This window comes from Asanoa sp. NPDC049573 (genome assembly GCF_040676615.1).
In the GTDB taxonomy this organism is placed as follows: Bacteria; Actinomycetota; Actinomycetes; order Mycobacteriales; family Micromonosporaceae; genus Asanoa.
In genome coordinates, this window is sequence record NZ_JBFAPI010000002.1 from 189,150 (window position 1) to 204,879 (window position 15,730).

The 15,730-nt window shown below is 70.7% G+C and carries 15 protein-coding genes; 8 read left to right on the forward strand and 7 right to left on the reverse strand.

The window, feature by feature from the left end:
* The first annotated feature begins 63 nt into the window (after positions 1 to 63).
* Entirely contained in the window at positions 64 to 1,689 is a 1,626-nt protein-coding gene (locus AB0J74_RS04450) for an MFS transporter (protein WP_363444571.1), read from the forward strand.
* A 22-nt stretch (positions 1,690 to 1,711) separates the two neighbouring features.
* Here AB0J74_RS04450 and AB0J74_RS04455 read toward each other — a convergent pair whose 3' ends face one another.
* Positions 1,712 to 2,080, reverse strand: coding sequence for a PH domain-containing protein (locus tag AB0J74_RS04455; RefSeq protein WP_116068492.1), 369 nt, complete (start codon positions 2,078 to 2,080; stop codon positions 1,712 to 1,714).
* 146 nt (positions 2,081 to 2,226) lie between these two features.
* On the opposite strand from AB0J74_RS04455, the gene AB0J74_RS04460 reads away from it, so the two are divergent.
* Complete coding sequence (locus tag AB0J74_RS04460; RefSeq protein WP_363444575.1) at positions 2,227 to 4,362, forward strand: transglycosylase domain-containing protein; 2,136 nt, start codon at positions 2,227 to 2,229, stop codon at positions 4,360 to 4,362.
* Positions 4,325 to 6,871, forward strand: coding sequence for a valine--tRNA ligase (gene valS / locus AB0J74_RS04465; protein WP_363444578.1), 2,547 nt, complete (start codon positions 4,325 to 4,327; stop codon positions 6,869 to 6,871). The genes AB0J74_RS04460 and valS overlap by 38 nt, the downstream gene beginning before the upstream one ends.
* Here the strand turns inward: valS and AB0J74_RS04470 are convergent.
* Both AB0J74_RS04470 and AB0J74_RS04475 read right to left on the reverse strand, forming a co-directional pair.
* Positions 6,868 to 7,524, reverse strand: a complete 657-nt coding sequence (locus AB0J74_RS04470) for a hypothetical protein (RefSeq protein ID WP_363444580.1) — start codon at positions 7,522 to 7,524, stop codon at positions 6,868 to 6,870. The genes valS and AB0J74_RS04470 overlap by 4 nt on opposite strands.
* A 73-nt stretch (positions 7,525 to 7,597) precedes the next feature.
* Positions 7,598 to 8,419 carry a hypothetical protein gene (locus AB0J74_RS04475; RefSeq protein WP_363444583.1) on the reverse strand — a complete coding sequence of 274 codons (822 nt, stop codon included), beginning with the start codon at positions 8,417 to 8,419 and terminating at the stop codon, positions 7,598 to 7,600.
* 53 nt (positions 8,420 to 8,472) lie between these two features.
* On the opposite strand from AB0J74_RS04475, the gene AB0J74_RS04480 reads away from it, so the two are divergent.
* The 3 genes from AB0J74_RS04480 to AB0J74_RS04490 are packed head-to-tail and all read left to right on the forward strand — an operon-like array spanning position 8,473 to position 10,731.
* Positions 8,473 to 9,606 carry a DNA recombination protein RmuC gene (locus AB0J74_RS04480; RefSeq protein WP_363444586.1) on the forward strand — a complete coding sequence of 378 codons (1,134 nt, stop codon included), beginning with the start codon at positions 8,473 to 8,475 and terminating at the stop codon, positions 9,604 to 9,606.
* Between the two features lie 56 nt (positions 9,607 to 9,662).
* The gene (locus AB0J74_RS04485) at positions 9,663 to 10,094 is read left to right on the forward strand and encodes a hypothetical protein (protein ID WP_363444589.1); all 432 of its coding nucleotides are present in this window, start codon (positions 9,663 to 9,665) and stop codon (positions 10,092 to 10,094) included.
* A gap of 37 nt (positions 10,095 to 10,131) precedes the next feature.
* Complete coding sequence (locus tag AB0J74_RS04490) at positions 10,132 to 10,731, forward strand: hypothetical protein (protein ID WP_363444592.1); 600 nt, start codon at positions 10,132 to 10,134, stop codon at positions 10,729 to 10,731.
* Here AB0J74_RS04490 and AB0J74_RS04495 read toward each other — a convergent pair.
* On the reverse strand, positions 10,720 to 11,745 hold the full coding sequence (locus AB0J74_RS04495; RefSeq protein WP_363444595.1) for a 4-hydroxy-3-methylbut-2-enyl diphosphate reductase: 1,026 nt from the start codon (positions 11,743 to 11,745) through the stop codon (positions 10,720 to 10,722). The genes AB0J74_RS04490 and AB0J74_RS04495 overlap by 12 nt on opposite strands.
* A 32-nt stretch (positions 11,746 to 11,777) precedes the next feature.
* Here AB0J74_RS04495 and xseA point away from each other — a divergent pair, with 32 nt between their 5' ends.
* Positions 11,778 to 13,025 carry an exodeoxyribonuclease VII large subunit gene (xseA, locus tag AB0J74_RS04500; RefSeq protein WP_363444598.1) on the forward strand — a complete coding sequence of 416 codons (1,248 nt, stop codon included), beginning with the start codon at positions 11,778 to 11,780 and terminating at the stop codon, positions 13,023 to 13,025.
* Positions 13,022 to 13,228, forward strand: coding sequence for an exodeoxyribonuclease VII small subunit (locus AB0J74_RS04505; RefSeq protein ID WP_116068483.1), 207 nt, complete (start codon positions 13,022 to 13,024; stop codon positions 13,226 to 13,228). Before xseA ends, AB0J74_RS04505 begins: the two co-directional genes overlap by 4 nt.
* Positions 13,229 to 13,309: 81 nt before the next feature.
* Here AB0J74_RS04505 and AB0J74_RS04510 read toward each other — a convergent pair whose 3' ends face one another.
* From AB0J74_RS04510 to AB0J74_RS04520, 3 genes are all read right to left on the reverse strand, one after another.
* Positions 13,310 to 14,083 carry a hypothetical protein gene (locus tag AB0J74_RS04510; protein ID WP_363444601.1) on the reverse strand — a complete coding sequence of 258 codons (774 nt, stop codon included), beginning with the start codon at positions 14,081 to 14,083 and terminating at the stop codon, positions 13,310 to 13,312.
* A gap of 71 nt (positions 14,084 to 14,154) precedes the next feature.
* Complete coding sequence (locus tag AB0J74_RS04515; RefSeq protein ID WP_363444603.1) at positions 14,155 to 14,931, reverse strand: hypothetical protein; 777 nt, start codon at positions 14,929 to 14,931, stop codon at positions 14,155 to 14,157.
* A gap of 46 nt (positions 14,932 to 14,977) precedes the next feature.
* Positions 14,978 to 15,532, reverse strand: coding sequence for a DUF4245 domain-containing protein (locus AB0J74_RS04520; RefSeq protein ID WP_363444605.1), 555 nt, complete (start codon positions 15,530 to 15,532; stop codon positions 14,978 to 14,980).
* Positions 15,533 to 15,730: the final 198 nt, after the last annotated feature.

The following is a 15,730-nucleotide window of genomic DNA, read 5'->3' on the forward strand; positions in this document are numbered from 1 at the left end:
CCGGCAACGGCTACCTCATCGCGCACGGCCGCGCCCGACAGGCCCAAGTGCTCTGGCGTAACCATGAGCGGCGCGGCGTCCGCGGCCGCTAGACCGGGAACGCCCGCCGCCGGCACTGTGCTCTTCACGCTGGCCTCGGCACAGTTCCTGATGACGCTCGACAGTTCGGTCATGAACGTGTCGATCGCTACGGTTGCCGCCGAGCTCGGAACGACGGTGACCGGAATCCAGACCGCCATCACGATGTACACGCTCGTCATGGCATCGCTGATGATCACTGGTGGCCGGCTGGGGCAGAGCCTGGGGCACAGGCGGGTCTTCGCGCTCGGCTGCGTGATCTACGGTGTGGGTTCGTCGATCACAGCGCTGGCGCCGAACCTGACCGTCCTCCTCATCGGCTGGTCGTTCCTGGAAGGCATCGGAGCCGCGCTGATCATGCCGGCGATTGTCGCCCTGATCGCCTCGAACTTCGCGCAACCGCAGCGCCCACGGGCCTACGGCCTGGTCGCGGCGTCCGGAGCCATCGCGGTCGCGGTCGGACCGCTGTGCGGCGGTCTGCTGACCACCTATGCCTCGTGGCGTTGGGTTTTCGCGGGCGAAGTCGTGCTGGTCCTGGCGATCCTGTTGCTCGCCAGGCGGGTCGCGGGCGCGGCCGCACAACGCGGCACGCGCATCGATCTCTTCGGCACGCTGCTGTCGATCGTCGGCGTGGTGCTCATCGTCTTCGGCGTTCTCCAAGGCGGATCCTGGGGATTCGTCAACCCCAAGCCCGAAGCTCCCGGTTGGCTTGGGCTCTCGCCGGTGTTCTGGCTCGTCCTGGGCGGCTTCGGTGTGCTGGCCGGATTCGTGGCCTGGGAGCGATACCGCCAGGCACGCGGCCGGACCGTGCTGGTCGATCCCGCGCTATTGAGCAACAAGCTGCTGCGCGGTGGCCTGACCTCGTTCTTCTTCCAGTATCTCCTCCAGGCAGGCCTGTTCTTCTCGGTGCCGCTATTCCTGTCGGTAGCCCTGGGCTTGTCGGCGGTCGCCACCGGATTGCGGATCCTTCCACTATCAGTGGCACTGTTGGTGACGGCGGTCGGTGTGCCGAAATTCCTGCCGCACGCGTCGCCGCGGCGCGTCGTACGGATGGGCTTTCTGGCATTGCTGGCGGGCATCGTCGCGTTGGGCGCGTCACTTGACGCCGGCGTCGGTCCCGAGGTCGTCACGCTTCCGCTGTTTCTCGCCGGACTGGGCATCGGTGCGCTGGCATCGCAACTCGGCAGCGTCACCGTGTCCGCGGTCTCCGACGAGCAGAGCGCCGAAGTCGGTGGGCTCCAGAACACCCTCACGAATCTCGGTGCCTCCGTCGGGACCGCCCTCGCCGGCGCGGTGCTGATCTCAGCACTCACCACGTCGTTCTTCAGCGGTATCGAATCCAACCCGGCCGTCCCTGCGGAGCTGTCGTCGCGAGCTCAGGTCGAGCTGGCATCCGGCGTGCCGTTCGTTCCGGACCGGCAACTCGAGGACGCCCTCACCGGCGCAGGCGTCACCGGACCAACGGCGACCGCCATCATCGACGAGAACGCGGCCGCGCGGCTGGACGGCCTGCGATCCTCACTGGCCGTTCTTGCCCTGCTCGCCGTGGCCGCGCTGGTCGCGGCCCGCCGCCTACCGACCCGGCAGCCGGGTTTGCCGGAGCGGCACTAGCTTTTCGATGTCGCGGCGGGAGCTACGAGATGTAGTGCAGCACCACGTTGTGGACATGGTGGGCCTTGTCGGAGCCGCGGAAGGCGACCTCATAGGTGTGGGCGCCCACGTGGATGGCGATCGAGCCCGTCGAGAAGAACGAGCCGCCCCAGGACTTGTCGCTCACCACGCTCACGCTGGTGATCTTGCCGTAGGGGATGCTGGTGATGGCGACCCGCTTGCCCACGAAAGACTTGTCCTGCACGATCACCCGGCGGTTGGTCAGGCCGATGAAGCCCGTCCCGGTGCCGATCGCGTCGTAGACCGCGATGATCTCCTCGCCCTGCAGCAGGCCGCTTTCGATCTGCCGCAACTGCTCTTTCTTGTCGTACTTGGCGTTCGTGGTCGTCATGAGATCGACGCTAGACAACCCGGTCAACCCCGCCACCTTGGAAAGCGCTGAGCGGTTCCTGGCAGAGCCATGTGAGTTACGCCCGGAAGCTCGGCATCCACGCCAAAAGTGCGGAACCTGAGGAGGAACACTCGGGGAGGCAACAGATGGCGAAGTGGGCACGACTGGCGATCGGTGCCGGGGTGATCGGCTTGCTGGTCGCCGCCGCGGCGCTGCCGAGCGGGTTGCTTGCCGGATTTGTCGCGACCCGGGTGGCGCTGGCCACCACCGACCTTCCGGTAGCGCTCGCGCAACCGAGCGTGCCGCAGGCGTCCCGGCTCTACGCCGCCGACGGCAAGACGCTGATCACCACGTTCGCCGACCTCAACCGCACCAACGTCACGCTCGACGCGGTCGCGCCGATCATGCGGCAGGCCATCGTCGCCGCCGAGGACACCCGGTTCTACCAGCACGGCGCCGTCGACGTGCGGAGCGTGCTGCGGGCCGCCGTCGCCAACGGGAGCAGCGGGCAGACCGAGCAGGGCGCCTCCACGTTGACTATGCAATATGTCCGAAATGTGCTTAAGACCGACCCGCGGGCAACAAAAGAAGAGCGGGAGGCCGCCACCGCCGACGACTTCGGGCGCAAGATCCAGGAGATGCGGTACGCCGTCGCCGTCGAGCACGCGATCAGCAAGGACGAGATCCTCTCCCGCTACCTGAACATCGTCTACTTCGGCGCCGGCGCCTACGGGATCGCGGCCGCGGCACAGACCTACTTCTCCACCACGCCCGACAAGCTCACCCTCCCGCAGGCCGCCCTCATCGCCGGCCTGGTGCAATCGCCCGACCAGTACGACCCGATCCACGGCGACAAGGCCGCCGCGCAGGGCCGCCGCGACTACGTCCTGGACTCGCTCGCCAAGGCCGGCGGCATCTCCGCGGCCGATGCCACGAAGGCCAAGTCGCAGCCGTTGGAGCTCAAGCCCAGCACCGTGCCCAACGGGTGCACCGCGGCCCAACCGGCCGACAGCCGCTACTTCTGCGACTACTTCGTCTCCTGGTGGCAACAGCAGCAGGCGTTCGGCGACAACGCACAGCAGCGACTGGCGGCCCTGCGCGACGGCGGCTACCGGGTCGTGCTGTCGATGGACCCGAAGGTGCAGGCCACCGCGACCGAAGCGGCGACCAAGGTCTACGACTACGACTCGTCGAAGGCGCTGCCGATCGCGGCCGTGCAACCGGGTACGGGCCGGGTGCTCGCGCTGGCCGTCAACCGCCACTACAGCCTGGCCAAGAACCCCGGTGGCAGGGACTATCCCAACACCGTCGACCAACTCGTCGCGGGCGGCGCCTCGGTGACCGGCTATCAGGCCGGCTCGACCTTCAAGCTCTTCACGATGCTGGCCGCGCTGGAGGCCGGTTACACCCTCGACACCGGGTTCGACGCGCCGGCCCGGCTGCGCACCCAGTGGGCCGACAGCGGCCCCGCGAGTTGTGGCGGTGCCTACTGCCCGGCCAACGACAATCCATCGTGGATGGACGGCTACCGCACGATGTGGACCGGGTTCGGCCGTTCGGTCAACACCTACTTCGTCTGGCTGGAGGAGCAGGTCGGCGCGGCCAAGGCGGTCGAGATGGCACAGCGGCTCGGCATCACGTTCCGCGCCAAGGCCGACGCCGACCGGGCGAAGACCGACGCCGACGACTGGGGCTCGTTCACCCTCGGCGTCGCCGACACGACGCCGCTCGACCTGGCCAACGCGTACGCCACCATCGCCAACGACGGCACCTACTGCGCGCCGCTGCCGGTCAAGGGGATCACCGACGCGAGCGGCAAGACCGTCCCGGGGGCCGACCCGAGTTGTCACAAGGTGCTGGATCCCGACATCGCGCGGGCCGCGGTCGACGCCGCGCGCTGCCCGGTCGGCCAGTCCGGCGCATTCGGGCAGTGCGACGGCGGCACGGCCGAGCAGGTGTCCACAATGCTCGATGGCCGGCCCGTGGCCGGCAAGACCGGCAGCGCCGAGGGCAACGCCACCGAGTCGTTCGTCGGCTTCACACCGCAGGTCGCCGCCGCCGGCATCGCCGCGAACCCGGCACACCCCGCCGACGGGGTCGGCGGAGCCGTGCAGGTGCAGGTCATCGCCGCGGTGACCGACGTGCTGAAGCAGGCGCTGGCAGGCCAGCCGCAGAAGGGATTCACCGCGCCGAGCCAGAGTCAGGCTTTCGGAAATCGCTGGAACCCGGCGGTACCCTGGCCGCATGACCGAAACGGCGGGCAGGCGCGCCGGGCTCCCTGAGAAGCCGTCCCTCGACGGCCTCGAAGAGACCTGGTCGCGCCGGTGGCAGGAGACGGGAACCTACGCGTTCGACCGGTCCAAGGCCCGCGCTGACGTATTCTCCGTCGACACGCCGCCGCCCACGGTCAGTGGTGAGTTGCACATGGGCCACGTCTTCTCCTACACCCACACCGACACCGTGGCCCGGTTCCAGCGCATGCGCGGCAAGATGGTGTTCTACCCGATGGGCTGGGACGACAACGGCCTGCCGACCGAGCGCCGGGTGCAAAACGTCTACGGTGTGCGCGGCGACGCGTCGCTGCCCTACGACCCGGCCTGGGTGCCGCCACCGGCACCGGTCGACGACGCCGCCCGCAAGAACCCGACGGCCATCTCCCGGCGCAACTTCATCGAGCTGTGCGAGCGGCTGACGGTCGAAGACGAGAAGGTCTTCGAGGCGCTCTGGCGCCGCCTCGGCCTCTCGGTCGACTGGTCGCTGACCTACACGACCATCGGCCGGCACGCCCGCACCACGTCGCAGCGGGCCTTCCTGCGCAACCTGACCCGCGGCGAGGCCTACAGCGCCGAGGCGCCGACGCTCTGGGACGTGGGCTTCGGCACCGCCGTGGCGCAGGCCGAGCTCGAAGACCGCGAGCGGCCCGGCGCCTACCACCGGATTCGCTTCCACGGGCCGGGCGACGAGCCGGTCTACATCGAGACCACCCGGCCCGAGCTGCTGCCGGCGTGTGTGGCGCTGGTCGCCCACCCCGACGACGAGCGCTACGCGCACCTGTTCGGGCGCACCGTGCGTACCCCCGTGTTCGGGGTCGAAGTGCCGGTGCACGCCCACCCGCTGGCCGAGAAAGACAAGGGCAGCGGCATCGCCATGGTCTGCACGTTCGGCGATCTCGCCGACGTGACCTGGTGGCGCGAGCTGCGCCTCGACACCCGCGTGGTGATCGGCCGTGACGGCCGGCTGCTGCCCGAGGCGCCACCCGGCGTCGACCCGGCGGCCTACGCCCCGCTGGCCGGCCGCACCGTCAACCAGGCCCGGCGCGAGATCGTCGGGCTGCTCTCCGAGTCGCTCGACCTGATCGGCGAGCCGCGCCCGGTGACCCACCCGGTGAAGTTCTACGAGCGCGGCGACTCGCCGCTGGAGATCGTGTCGACCCGGCAGTGGTATGTCCGCAACGGCGGCCGCGACGCCGACCTGCGTGCGACGCTGCTCGACCGGGGCCGGCAGCTGCGCTGGGTGCCGCCGCACATGCGGCACCGCTACGAGCACTGGGTGGGCGGCCTCACCGGCGACTGGCTGGTCAGCCGCCAGCGCTTCTTCGGCGTGCCGATCCCGGTGTGGTACCCGCTCGACGCCGACGGCCAGCCCGACCACGACCACCCGCTGGTGCCGACCGAAGACCGGCTGCCGGTCGACCCGTCGTCCGAGGTGCCCGCCGGCTACAGCGAGGAGCAGCGCGGCGTGCCCGGCGGGTTCGCCGCCGACCCCGACGTGCTCGACACCTGGGCCACGTCGTCGCTGACACCGCAGATCGTCAGCGGCTGGGAAACCGACCCGGACCTGTTCGCCCGGGTGTTCCCGATGGATCTTCGGCCGCAGGGGCAGGAGATCATCCGCACCTGGCTGTTCGCCTCGGTGGTGCGGGCCCACTTCGAGCACGGCACGCTTCCCTGGCGCGACGCGGTGCTCTCCGGCTGGATCCTCGACCCCGACCGCAAGAAGATGTCGAAGTCCAAGGGCAACGTGGTCACGCCGATGCAACTGCTGATCGACAACGGCTCCGACGCGGTGCGCTACTGGGCGGCGAGCGGCCGGCCCGGCACCGACCTGGCGTTCGACGCGGGGCAGATCCGGATCGGCCGGCGGCTGGCGACCAAGCTGCTCAACGCGTCGAAGTTCGCCCTCGGCCTCGGGGTGACCGCGGCCGACAAGACCGTCACCGAGCCGCTCGACCAGGCCATGCTGGCCGGCCTGCGCGAGGTGGTCGCCACCGCGACGACCGCGTTCGAGGCCTACGACCACACCACCGCGCTGCAGGCCGCCGAAACGTTCTTCTGGCGTTTCTGCGACGACTACATCGAGCTGGTCAAGGAGCGGGCCTACGGCAACACGGCGGCGTCCGCGTCGGCCCGGGGCGCGCTGGCCACCGCCCTCTCCGTCCAGCTGCGACTGTTCGCGCCGTTCCTGCCCTACGTGACCGAAGAGGTCTGGTCGTGGTGGCGCTACGGCTCGGTGCACCGGGCGCCGTGGCCGACCGTGCACGAGATCGCCGGCGACGCCACGCCCGAGCTGCTCGAGCTGGCCGGCGAGGCGCTGTCCCAGGTGCGCCGGGCCAAGTCCGAACGCAAGGTCTCGATGCGCACCGAGGTGCCGCTGGCCGAGGTGCTCGGCCCGGCCGCGATGCTGGAGACGCTGTCGCTGGCGGCCGACGACCTGCGGGCCGCCGGCCGGATCGGCAAGCTCGACCTGCTACCCGACCGCACCACGGAGTTGGTCGTGGCGAGCGCCTTCTAGAACCACCAGCCGCGCAGGAAGCGCACGCCGAGCAGGATGGTGATGATGCCGGGGCCGGCCGCCAGCGCGGCGGCCGACACCCGGTAGACCAGGCGGTGCCGCACGAGTTCGGCGCCGTTGCCGACGACGACCACGCCCGCCGCCACCATGAACCACGCCCACCAGCGCGACTGCGGCTCGAACCAGTTGAAATGGAAGCCGAGGAAGCCGATCCCGAGCACCACGGCGACGGTGGCGAGCATGGCCAGCGTGCGGTGGAACGAGCGGGCCAGCGGGTCGTCGGCCCGCCACCAGTAGCTGCCCGCGATCGCGGCCGCCGGCAGCGCGATGAGCAGCGGCCAGAAGCGGCCCACCTCGCCGAACATCAGCATCACGCCGACGGCGAACGCGATCAGACCCAGATTGGCGACGGCGTACGCCAGGATGCCCCCGCCGCGGCGCAGCGAGACGAAGCCGGCCGCCGAGATCAGCGAGGTGGGAATCACCACGAACAGTGACCACCAGCGGAAGTCGTGTGCGGCCTGCGCGACGCCGCTCACCAGTGCGCAGGCGAGCAACGCGCTGCCGCCACCGGCCAGCCATGGCGCGGCACGACCGGTGGCCTGCCGCGGTGCGGGGGTCTGGGTCGAGCTCTGCGGGTAGGTCGTCGTCACGTCACCTACTGTGCACAACACCGGACCCTCGGCACCATCCGGCTAGCCCTACCCGCGAGGTCGGGCGGACCGGTCAGAAGTCGCCGCCGCCGAAATCACCGCCGCCGAAGTCGCCGCCACCGCCGTAGTCACCGCCACCGCCGAAGTCGCCGCCACCGCCGTAGTCACCGCCACCGTCGTAGCCGCCGCCGTCGCCGCCGTAGTCACCGCCGCCGTCGCCACCGCCGTCGCCGTAGTCGTTCCCGTCCTGGAAGCCCTCCTGGTAGCCGGCGTCGTAGCCGTAGCCCGGGTCGGCGAACGCGGGCGAGAACAGCGCGTCGGCGATCAGCAGGCCACCGATCGCGCCGGCGGCACCGCCCAGTGCCGGCTTCCACCACGGCTGCGAGTACCAGCCGGACGGCACCGGCCGGCCCTGGTAGCGGCCGCCCGGGTAGTAGTAGGGGGTGCTCTGGGTCGGCTGCGGGCCCGCGGTGAACGGCTGGCCCTGCACGTCGACCGTGCGCTCCTTGGTGAGCGTGCCGGCGCCCCGGGCCGCGGCCAGCTGCGGCAGCTCCGGACCCGGGTCGATGCCCATCGCGGTGCGGGCCGCCCGGATGTAGGTCAGCCCTTCCAGCGCGGTCTCCCGGGCCAGCTCGTATTGCCGGGCGGAGCGCGCCTGCTCGAGCTGGCTGCCCGCGGCGGTGTAGCGCTCGCCGGCGTCGGCCAACGCCTGGCGGACCGCCGTGTCGTCGCCGTGCAGGTTCATCACCTGCCCACCGAGCCGCTCATACCAGCGCTGTGCCTCCGCACGGGCGTCGGCCAGCTCGCGCTCGCGCCGGCCGGCCACCCCCCGCTGGTAGTAGAGCACCAGCGCGATGACGATCACCAGAAGCGCGATCAACCACAACCACGTCATGACACGACGGTACCTAGCCTTGTCATGTCGTACCCGTTTGGCAGTCTTACCGGATGGACCTTTCGACGGTGGCCGTGGTGGTCCTCTGCCTCGCCTTGGGCGCGGTGGCCGGGTGGTTTGCGGCGGTTTCCAGGTCCGCGGCCCGAGTTGCCCGACTCGAGGCGACCATCGATTCGACCCGCGAAGGCGAGGGGCGGCTGGAGCAGTCGATGCGGGCGTTGTCGTTCGAGGCCACCGTGCAGTCGCAGGAGGCGGTGGCCCGGGCGGTCGCGCCGCTGCACGAGACGCTGCGCCGCTATGAGCTGCGCGTGGCCGAGCTCGAGCGCGACCGGGTCGACGCCTACGCCGAGCTGCGCGAGCAGGTGCGCACGATGTCGAGCGTCTCCGGCGAGTTGCGCACCGAGACCAAGCAGCTGGTGGCCGCGCTGCGGGCGCCGCAGGTGCGGGGCCGCTGGGGCGAGTTGCAGTTGCGCCGCATCGTCGAGGCGGCCGGCATGCTCGAGCACTGTGACTTCTCCGAGCAGGTCACGGCCAGCACCGACCAGCAGGGCGTGCGGCCCGACCTGGTCGTCCGGCTGCACGGCGGCCGCACCGTGGTGGTCGACGCCAAGGCGCCCTTCGACGGATACCTCACCGCGATGGAGGCGCGCGACGAGCGCACCCGCGACCAGCACCTCGACGCGCACGCCCGGCAGTTGCGGGCACACGTCGACGGGCTGGCCGCCAAGTCCTACTGGGCCGCGTTCGCCCAGTCGCCCGAGTTCGTGGTGCTGTTCGTGCCCGCCGACACGTTCCTCGACGTCGCGCTGCAACGCGATCCGACGCTGCTGGAGCACGCGTTCAGCCGCAACATCGTGCTGGCCACCCCGGCGACGCTGGTCGCGCTGCTGCGCACGGTCGCCTACTCGTGGCGGCAGGAGGCGTTGGCCCGCAACGCGGTCGCCGTGCACGAGTTGGCCCGCGAGCTCTACGGCCGGCTGGCCACGCTCGGCGACCACGTGGGCAAGCTGGGCTCAGCGCTCGGCACGGCGGTCACCTCCTACAACCGCGCGGTCGGCTCGCTCGAGGCGCGCGTCCTGGTCAGCGCGCGCAAGCTCGCCGACCTCGGTGTCTCCGGCGAAGACCTGGTCGTGCCGCAACAGGTGGAGAGCACGCCGCGCCAACTCCAGGCTCCCGAGCTCATCTGACCGGGAACCGCGCCAGCCCTGGCGCGCGTCCCATCCCAATGACACACTTCGACGTCATGCGCAGGGTTTCGGTGCCGCTCGCGGTCCTTCTGATGGCGGCGCTCGCCGGCTGCTCGGCGACCCGCGAGGGCGGCGGGCCGGTGCCGTCGCCCTCGGTGTCGACCTCGACGGCGCCGGCACCGAGCCCGACCCTCACGTTCTCCGCGGACCCGAGCGTGCAGCCGACGCCGCCCGGCCGTGAGCCGTCGCCGCGGCCGATCAAGCCCTCGGGCGCCAACACCCCCAAGGTGGTCAACGTCACCGGCACCGTCACAGAGGGCGTCGAGCCCGGCTGCCTGTTGCTCGACAACTATCTGCTGATCAACGCACCGACCAGCCTGGTCTACGCCGGCGTCAAGGTGCGGTTGACGCTTGAGGTGCGCACCGACCTGGTTAGCACCTGCCAGCAGGGCACTCCGGCGATGATCACGTCGGCTCAGCGGCTTTGACATTACGATCGCAATGTAAAACCGCTACGCTGAGGGGGTGAACCTCCTCCGCATCGCGCTGACCTACGAACGCGGCGTCTGGGTCAGCCTCTTCCGCTGGGTGTTCCGCCGCCCCGACCCCGCCGGCCCCGGCGCCCGGTTCGGCTACGGCGCGACGACGACCCCCGTGATGCTGGCGTTCATCGGCGTGTCGATCGTGGAGATTCCGATCCTGCACTTCCTGCTGCCCTGGCGGACGGTGCAGATCATCGCGTTCGTGCTGAGCTTCTGGGGCCTGCTGTGGATGGTCGGCTTCCTCGGCGCCATCCGGGTGCACCCGCACATGGTCGGCGCCGCCGGCATCCGGGTCCGCTCCGGCTTCACCGTCGACGTGTTCCTGCCCTGGTCGGTGATCGCCGAGGTGCGCACCCGGAACCGGCCGCTGGAGAAGAGCAAGGGCGTGCAGTTCGAGGAGACCGCCGACGGTGGGCTGATCGGCAAGGTCGCGGTGTTCGGGCAGACCAACATCGAACTCGTGCTGACCGGCCCGACCGCGCTCGACCTGCCGCGCGGGCCGCTGACGGCGTTGCATTTCTGGGCCGACGACCCTGAAGAGCTGGTCACGGCCGTACGCGCGAATCTGGTGTCAGTCGGTTGAGGCGGCGGTGCGTGCGGCGGCGGCCTTCATGTCGCGCTTGAGCTCCTGCGGCAGTGAGAACGCCAGCCGCTCGTCGACGGTGGTCACCTCGGAGACGTCTTCGAAGCCCCGCTCGACCAGGTGGTCGAGCAGTTCGGAGACCAGGTCTTCGGGCACGCTGGCGCCGGAGGTGACGCCGACCGTGGTGGCGCCGGCCAGCCAGGCGTCGTCGATCTCGCTGGCGTAGTCGACCAGATAGGACGCCCGGGCGCCGGCGTCGAGGGCGACCTCGACCAGCCGCACCGAGTTCGACGAGTTGCGCGAGCCGACGACCAGCAGCACGTCGCAGTCGGGGGCGATCTGCTTGACCACCTGCTGCCGGTTTTGGGTGGCGTAGCAGATGTCGTCGCTGGGCGGCGACTGCAGCAGCGGGAGGCGCTGCTTGAGCCGGTCGACCGTCTCCAGCGTCTCGTCGACCGACAGCGTGGTCTGTGAGAGCCAGACCACCTTGTTGGGGTCGCGCACGGTCACCTTGTCGGCGCCGTCGGGACCGTCGACGAGTTGGATGTGCGCGGGCGCCTCGCCGGAGGTGCCGATGACCTCTTCGTGGCCTTCATGACCGATGAGCAGGATGTCGTAGTCGTCGGCGGCGAACCGCTTGGCCTCCTGGTGGACCTTGGTCACCAGCGGGCAGGTCGCGTCGATCGCCTTCAGCCGGCGGGCCTTGGCCTGCTCGTGCACCTCGGGCGCGACGCCGTGGGCCGAGAAGATCACCGTGGCGCCCTCGGGCACCTCTTCGTTCTCTTCGACGAAGATCGCGCCGCGCCGCTCCAGGGTGGCCACCACGTGCTTGTTGTGCACGATCTGCTTGCGCACGTAGATGGGCGCGCCGTAGAGCTTGAGCGCCTCCTCGACGGTCAGCACCGCGCGGTCGACGCCGGCGCAGTAGCCACGTGGGTTGGCCAGGAGCACACGCTTGCGTTCCTCGATCACCAGCCAATCGTACGTGCCGGCTGGAAACCACGCCGCTGCCACCGCGTGACGGGCCGCCGCCGTAGGGTGGTGCGGTGACCACGCCCGAGCCCAACGGCGCCCCGAAGAGCACTCCGGAGGAGCCCTGGCCCGTGCGTGTCGTGAGCCAGAAGATCAGCGGCTGGATCGCCAAGCTGGGCTGGGTCTGGGTCGACGGCCAGGTGGCCCAGATCAGCCGCCGGCCGGGCGCCAGCACGGTCTTCCTCACCCTGCGTGACCCGTCGGCCGACCTCAGCCTCACCGTCACCACCAACCGCGACGTGCTCGACATGGGCGCGCCCAACCTCGAAGAGGGCGCCCGGGTCACCCTGCACGCCAAGCCCGACTTCTTTCCGGCCCGGGGCACGCTCAGCCTGCGCGCCGACGAGATCCGCCAGGTCGGCCTCGGCGAGTTGCTGGCCCGCCTGGAACGGCTCAAGAAGTTGCTGGCCGCCGAGGGCCTGTTCGACCCGCGGCGCAAGCGGCGGTTGCCGTTCCTGCCCGCCCGGATCGGGTTGATCACCGGCCGCGCCTCGGCGGCCGAGCGCGACGTGCTGACCAACGCCCGGCGCCGCTGGCCGTCGGTCAACTTCCGGCCGATCAACGTCGCGGTGCAGGGCCCGACCGCGGTGCCGCAGATCATCGACGCCCTCAAGGTGCTCGACGCCGACGAGACGATCGACGTGATCGTGATCGCCCGGGGCGGCGGGGGCGTCGAAGACCTGCTGCCCTTCTCCGACGAGGCGCTCTGCCGGGCCGTGTTCGCCTGCCGCACCCCGGTGGTCAGCGCGATCGGCCACGAGACCGACGCGCCGCTGCTCGACTACGTCGCCGACGTGCGCGCCTCGACACCGACCGACGCCGCCAAGCGGGTCGTACCCGACCTGGGCGAGGAGATCCGGATCATCGGGCAGGCCCGGCAGCGGCTCGACCGGGCGGTGCGCGGCCTGGTCGAACGCGAGCAGCACCGCATCGAGGCGATCCGGTCCCGCCCCGTGCTGGCCCGGCCGCACGTGATGATCGAGCAGCGCGCCGCCGACGTGACCGCCCTGCGCGACCGCGCCGGCCGCAGCCTCGACCACCGGATCAGCGCGGCGGCGGGTGACCTGCGGCACACCGTGGCGCGGTTGCGCGCGCTGTCGCCGGCCGCGACGCTCGACCGCGGCTACGCCATCGTGCAGGGCCGCGCGGGGCACGTCGTCCGCGCCGCGTCCGAGGTGGCCAAGGGCGACGTGCTGCGGGTACGGCTGGCGAGCGGCGAACTGTCGGCAACAGTCGACGAGGCGAGCGAGGAGAACCGGTGACCGACGAGAACCTGAGCTACGAGCAGGCCCGCGCCGAGTTGGCGACGGTGGTCGAAAAGCTCGAGGCGGGCGGCATCTCGCTGGAGGAGTCGCTGGCCCTGTGGGAGCGCGGCGAACGGCTGGCCGACATCTGCCAGCACTGGCTCGACGGCGCCCGCGAACGCCTCGACGCCGCCCGCCAACAGGCCGGCGCCGAGGCGTGAGCTGACAGATGCGTGGATACATGGCGGCGGGAGCAGCCATGGCCTCGGAACGGTAGCGGCGAGGACGCGGTCCTCGGCTGCCTAGAGTTCGTCGTAGAAGTCGGCCGGGGCGTCGACGGCCTCGGTCGCCCCGGGTGCTGCTTCTGGGGTCACCGTGCCGTAGTCGGTGTAGGTGAAGTCGAGCGTGGAGAGGTGGCCCGCGCTCGGGCCGACCAGGTCGAGCACCAGCTTCGCCAGCCGGCCCTGGTCGTCGAGGGTGGCGCTGAACGGCACCCGGTTGACCGAGCGCGAGATCTGGTCGAGCAGGTTCTCGTCGATCGTCGGGACGCCCTGTGGCTTGGCAAGGTCGACCATCCCGGTCAGGGCGCCGTCCTTCTCGACCACGTCGGTCGCGGTGGCCAGGACCTGCGCGGCGCCGGGCACGTCGACCGGCGCGATGTATTCGAGCAGTTCGCTGTCCTTGGCCTTGGCCAGGTCGAGCTTCATCCACTTGCCGCCGCCGCCGACCGGCTGGCCGCCCCGCGTGAGCCGGACCATGGTCGCGGTGTCGACGACCCACAGCTCCGCCGAGATCTTGAAGTTCGGGTCGTCGTAGTTCATGTCGAGCTTCGTGCCCTTGGTCGGCTTGTGCACGTAGCCCTTGCCGCTGAGCGGTCCGCCCTTGAACTCGAACCGGTAGTTGCCGGCCTCGATCTCCTTGGTCGACGCCTTCAGCCGCGCGACGGGATCGGCCGGCGCGGCGGTGGTGGCCGATACGGCGGGGGTGCCGCCCGCCGCGGAGTCGGAAGCCTGGCCGCAGCCGGCCAGACCGATCAGCACGGCCGTCGAGGCGACCGCCAGAACGCGCTTACGCAAGGGATACTCCACTGACTCATCGATGGGAAGCGCCGAAGCCTAGCTTGGTCGAGCGAGTGGCGCCGCCCCGATCAGTCGAGCGACGAGGGCAACTCGAAGACGTCCTTGGCCGGCGGCTTGCGGGGGCGGCCAACCTTGCCGTAGTCGCTGTAGGCGTACGCCGCCTTCTTGGCCGTCCTGCCGTCGGCGGAGGGCACCTCGACGGCCAGCAGCGCGAGCCGGCCCTGCCCGTCGAGCCGGATGGTGATCGTGCCGGTGCCGGCCCAGGTGATGGGTTTGGGCTTCGGCCCGTCCAGCGGGATCAGCGCGAGGTCGGCGGCGAAAATCGACAGGTCCTTGGTCACCGACTCCGGGACCGCGCCGGTGAAGGTGCCGGGCGTGCTCTCCGCCAGGTCGGTGGCGGTGGCGACCAACGTGCCGGCGATCACGTCCGGCAGCGGGCTGCCGGCCGACGAGGTGTGCATCCAGCGCCTGCGGCCGCCCAGCGGCGGGCGGTTCGGATCGGTCGTGCCCCGCAAATCGACCACGCTCCAGCGGTCGCGGCCGATCTGGATCGACTCGAAGTCCTTGTCCGCCGGCGAGGTCAGCCGGAAGCTCCTGCTCGGACCGTGCACCTGCCAGACAGCCGTCTGGTCGCCGGTCTCAGTGATCTTGTAACTGGTCTTCGCGAGCGCCGCGGCGGCGGCGACCAGCGCCGGCCGCGGGTCGATCGGCGACGGTGAGGGCGAGGCCGGCGGGGGCACGGCCGACGGAACCACCACCGGGTGCGGCTCGGCGGCCGTGCAGGCGGTCAGCAGCCCGGGCACGGCAAGCAGGGAGAGCAGGGCGGTCCGGCGCGAGAGCGGCACAGTGTGCTCCATGGGTCGGCGTGGCCCGGGAGCGTATCAACCTAGATCACTTCAGGGACGCGGCCAGATCGGTCAGGTCGGCCTCCGACGCACCACCGACGACGATGACCGTCGAGTCGGTGTCGACCTTGACGAACGCGTGCTCGCCCGGCCGGGTCGAATAGGTCTGCCACGAGCTTCCGGCGATCTCCGTGGTGCCCTGAACCCGGGCGTCGCGGGTCAACTCGGCCGGGATGATGTCGGTGGATGACACATCGGTCTGCACCACCTGGGCGCCTTCGCCATCGGGGCTGACCAGCCCGAACCGCAGCACCTTGCCACCGTCGACGGTCTGGAACGTGGCGCTGACGATGGTCCAGTCGTGGTCGAGACCGGTCGGCGCGAGAACCGGGAACGCGCCGGCGTGCCGGGCGTCGTCGATCGCCACCGCCGGGTCGACCCGGATCGGGTCGTGGCCGTCGAAGAACACCCGGTAGATGCCGAAGGCCAGCAGGATCGGGACGAGCAGCACGGCCAGCGAGATCACCATGTCGCGCGGCCGGCGCTCGGCGCGCTGCGCGGACTCGACGATCCGCTCGGTGCTCGCTTCCTGCTGCTCCATGCCTACCACCCGTCCTCAGCCATCTCGCCGCTCCGCGACGAGGCGCCTTGCGGTCATGCCTACCACCCGTCCTCAGCCATCTCGCCGCTCCGCGACGAGGCGCCCTGCGGTCATGCCTACCACCCGTCCTCAGCCATCTCGCCGCTCCGCGACGAGGCGCCTTGCGGTCACGGGACGAATTGTCCCAGCTGGTCGAAC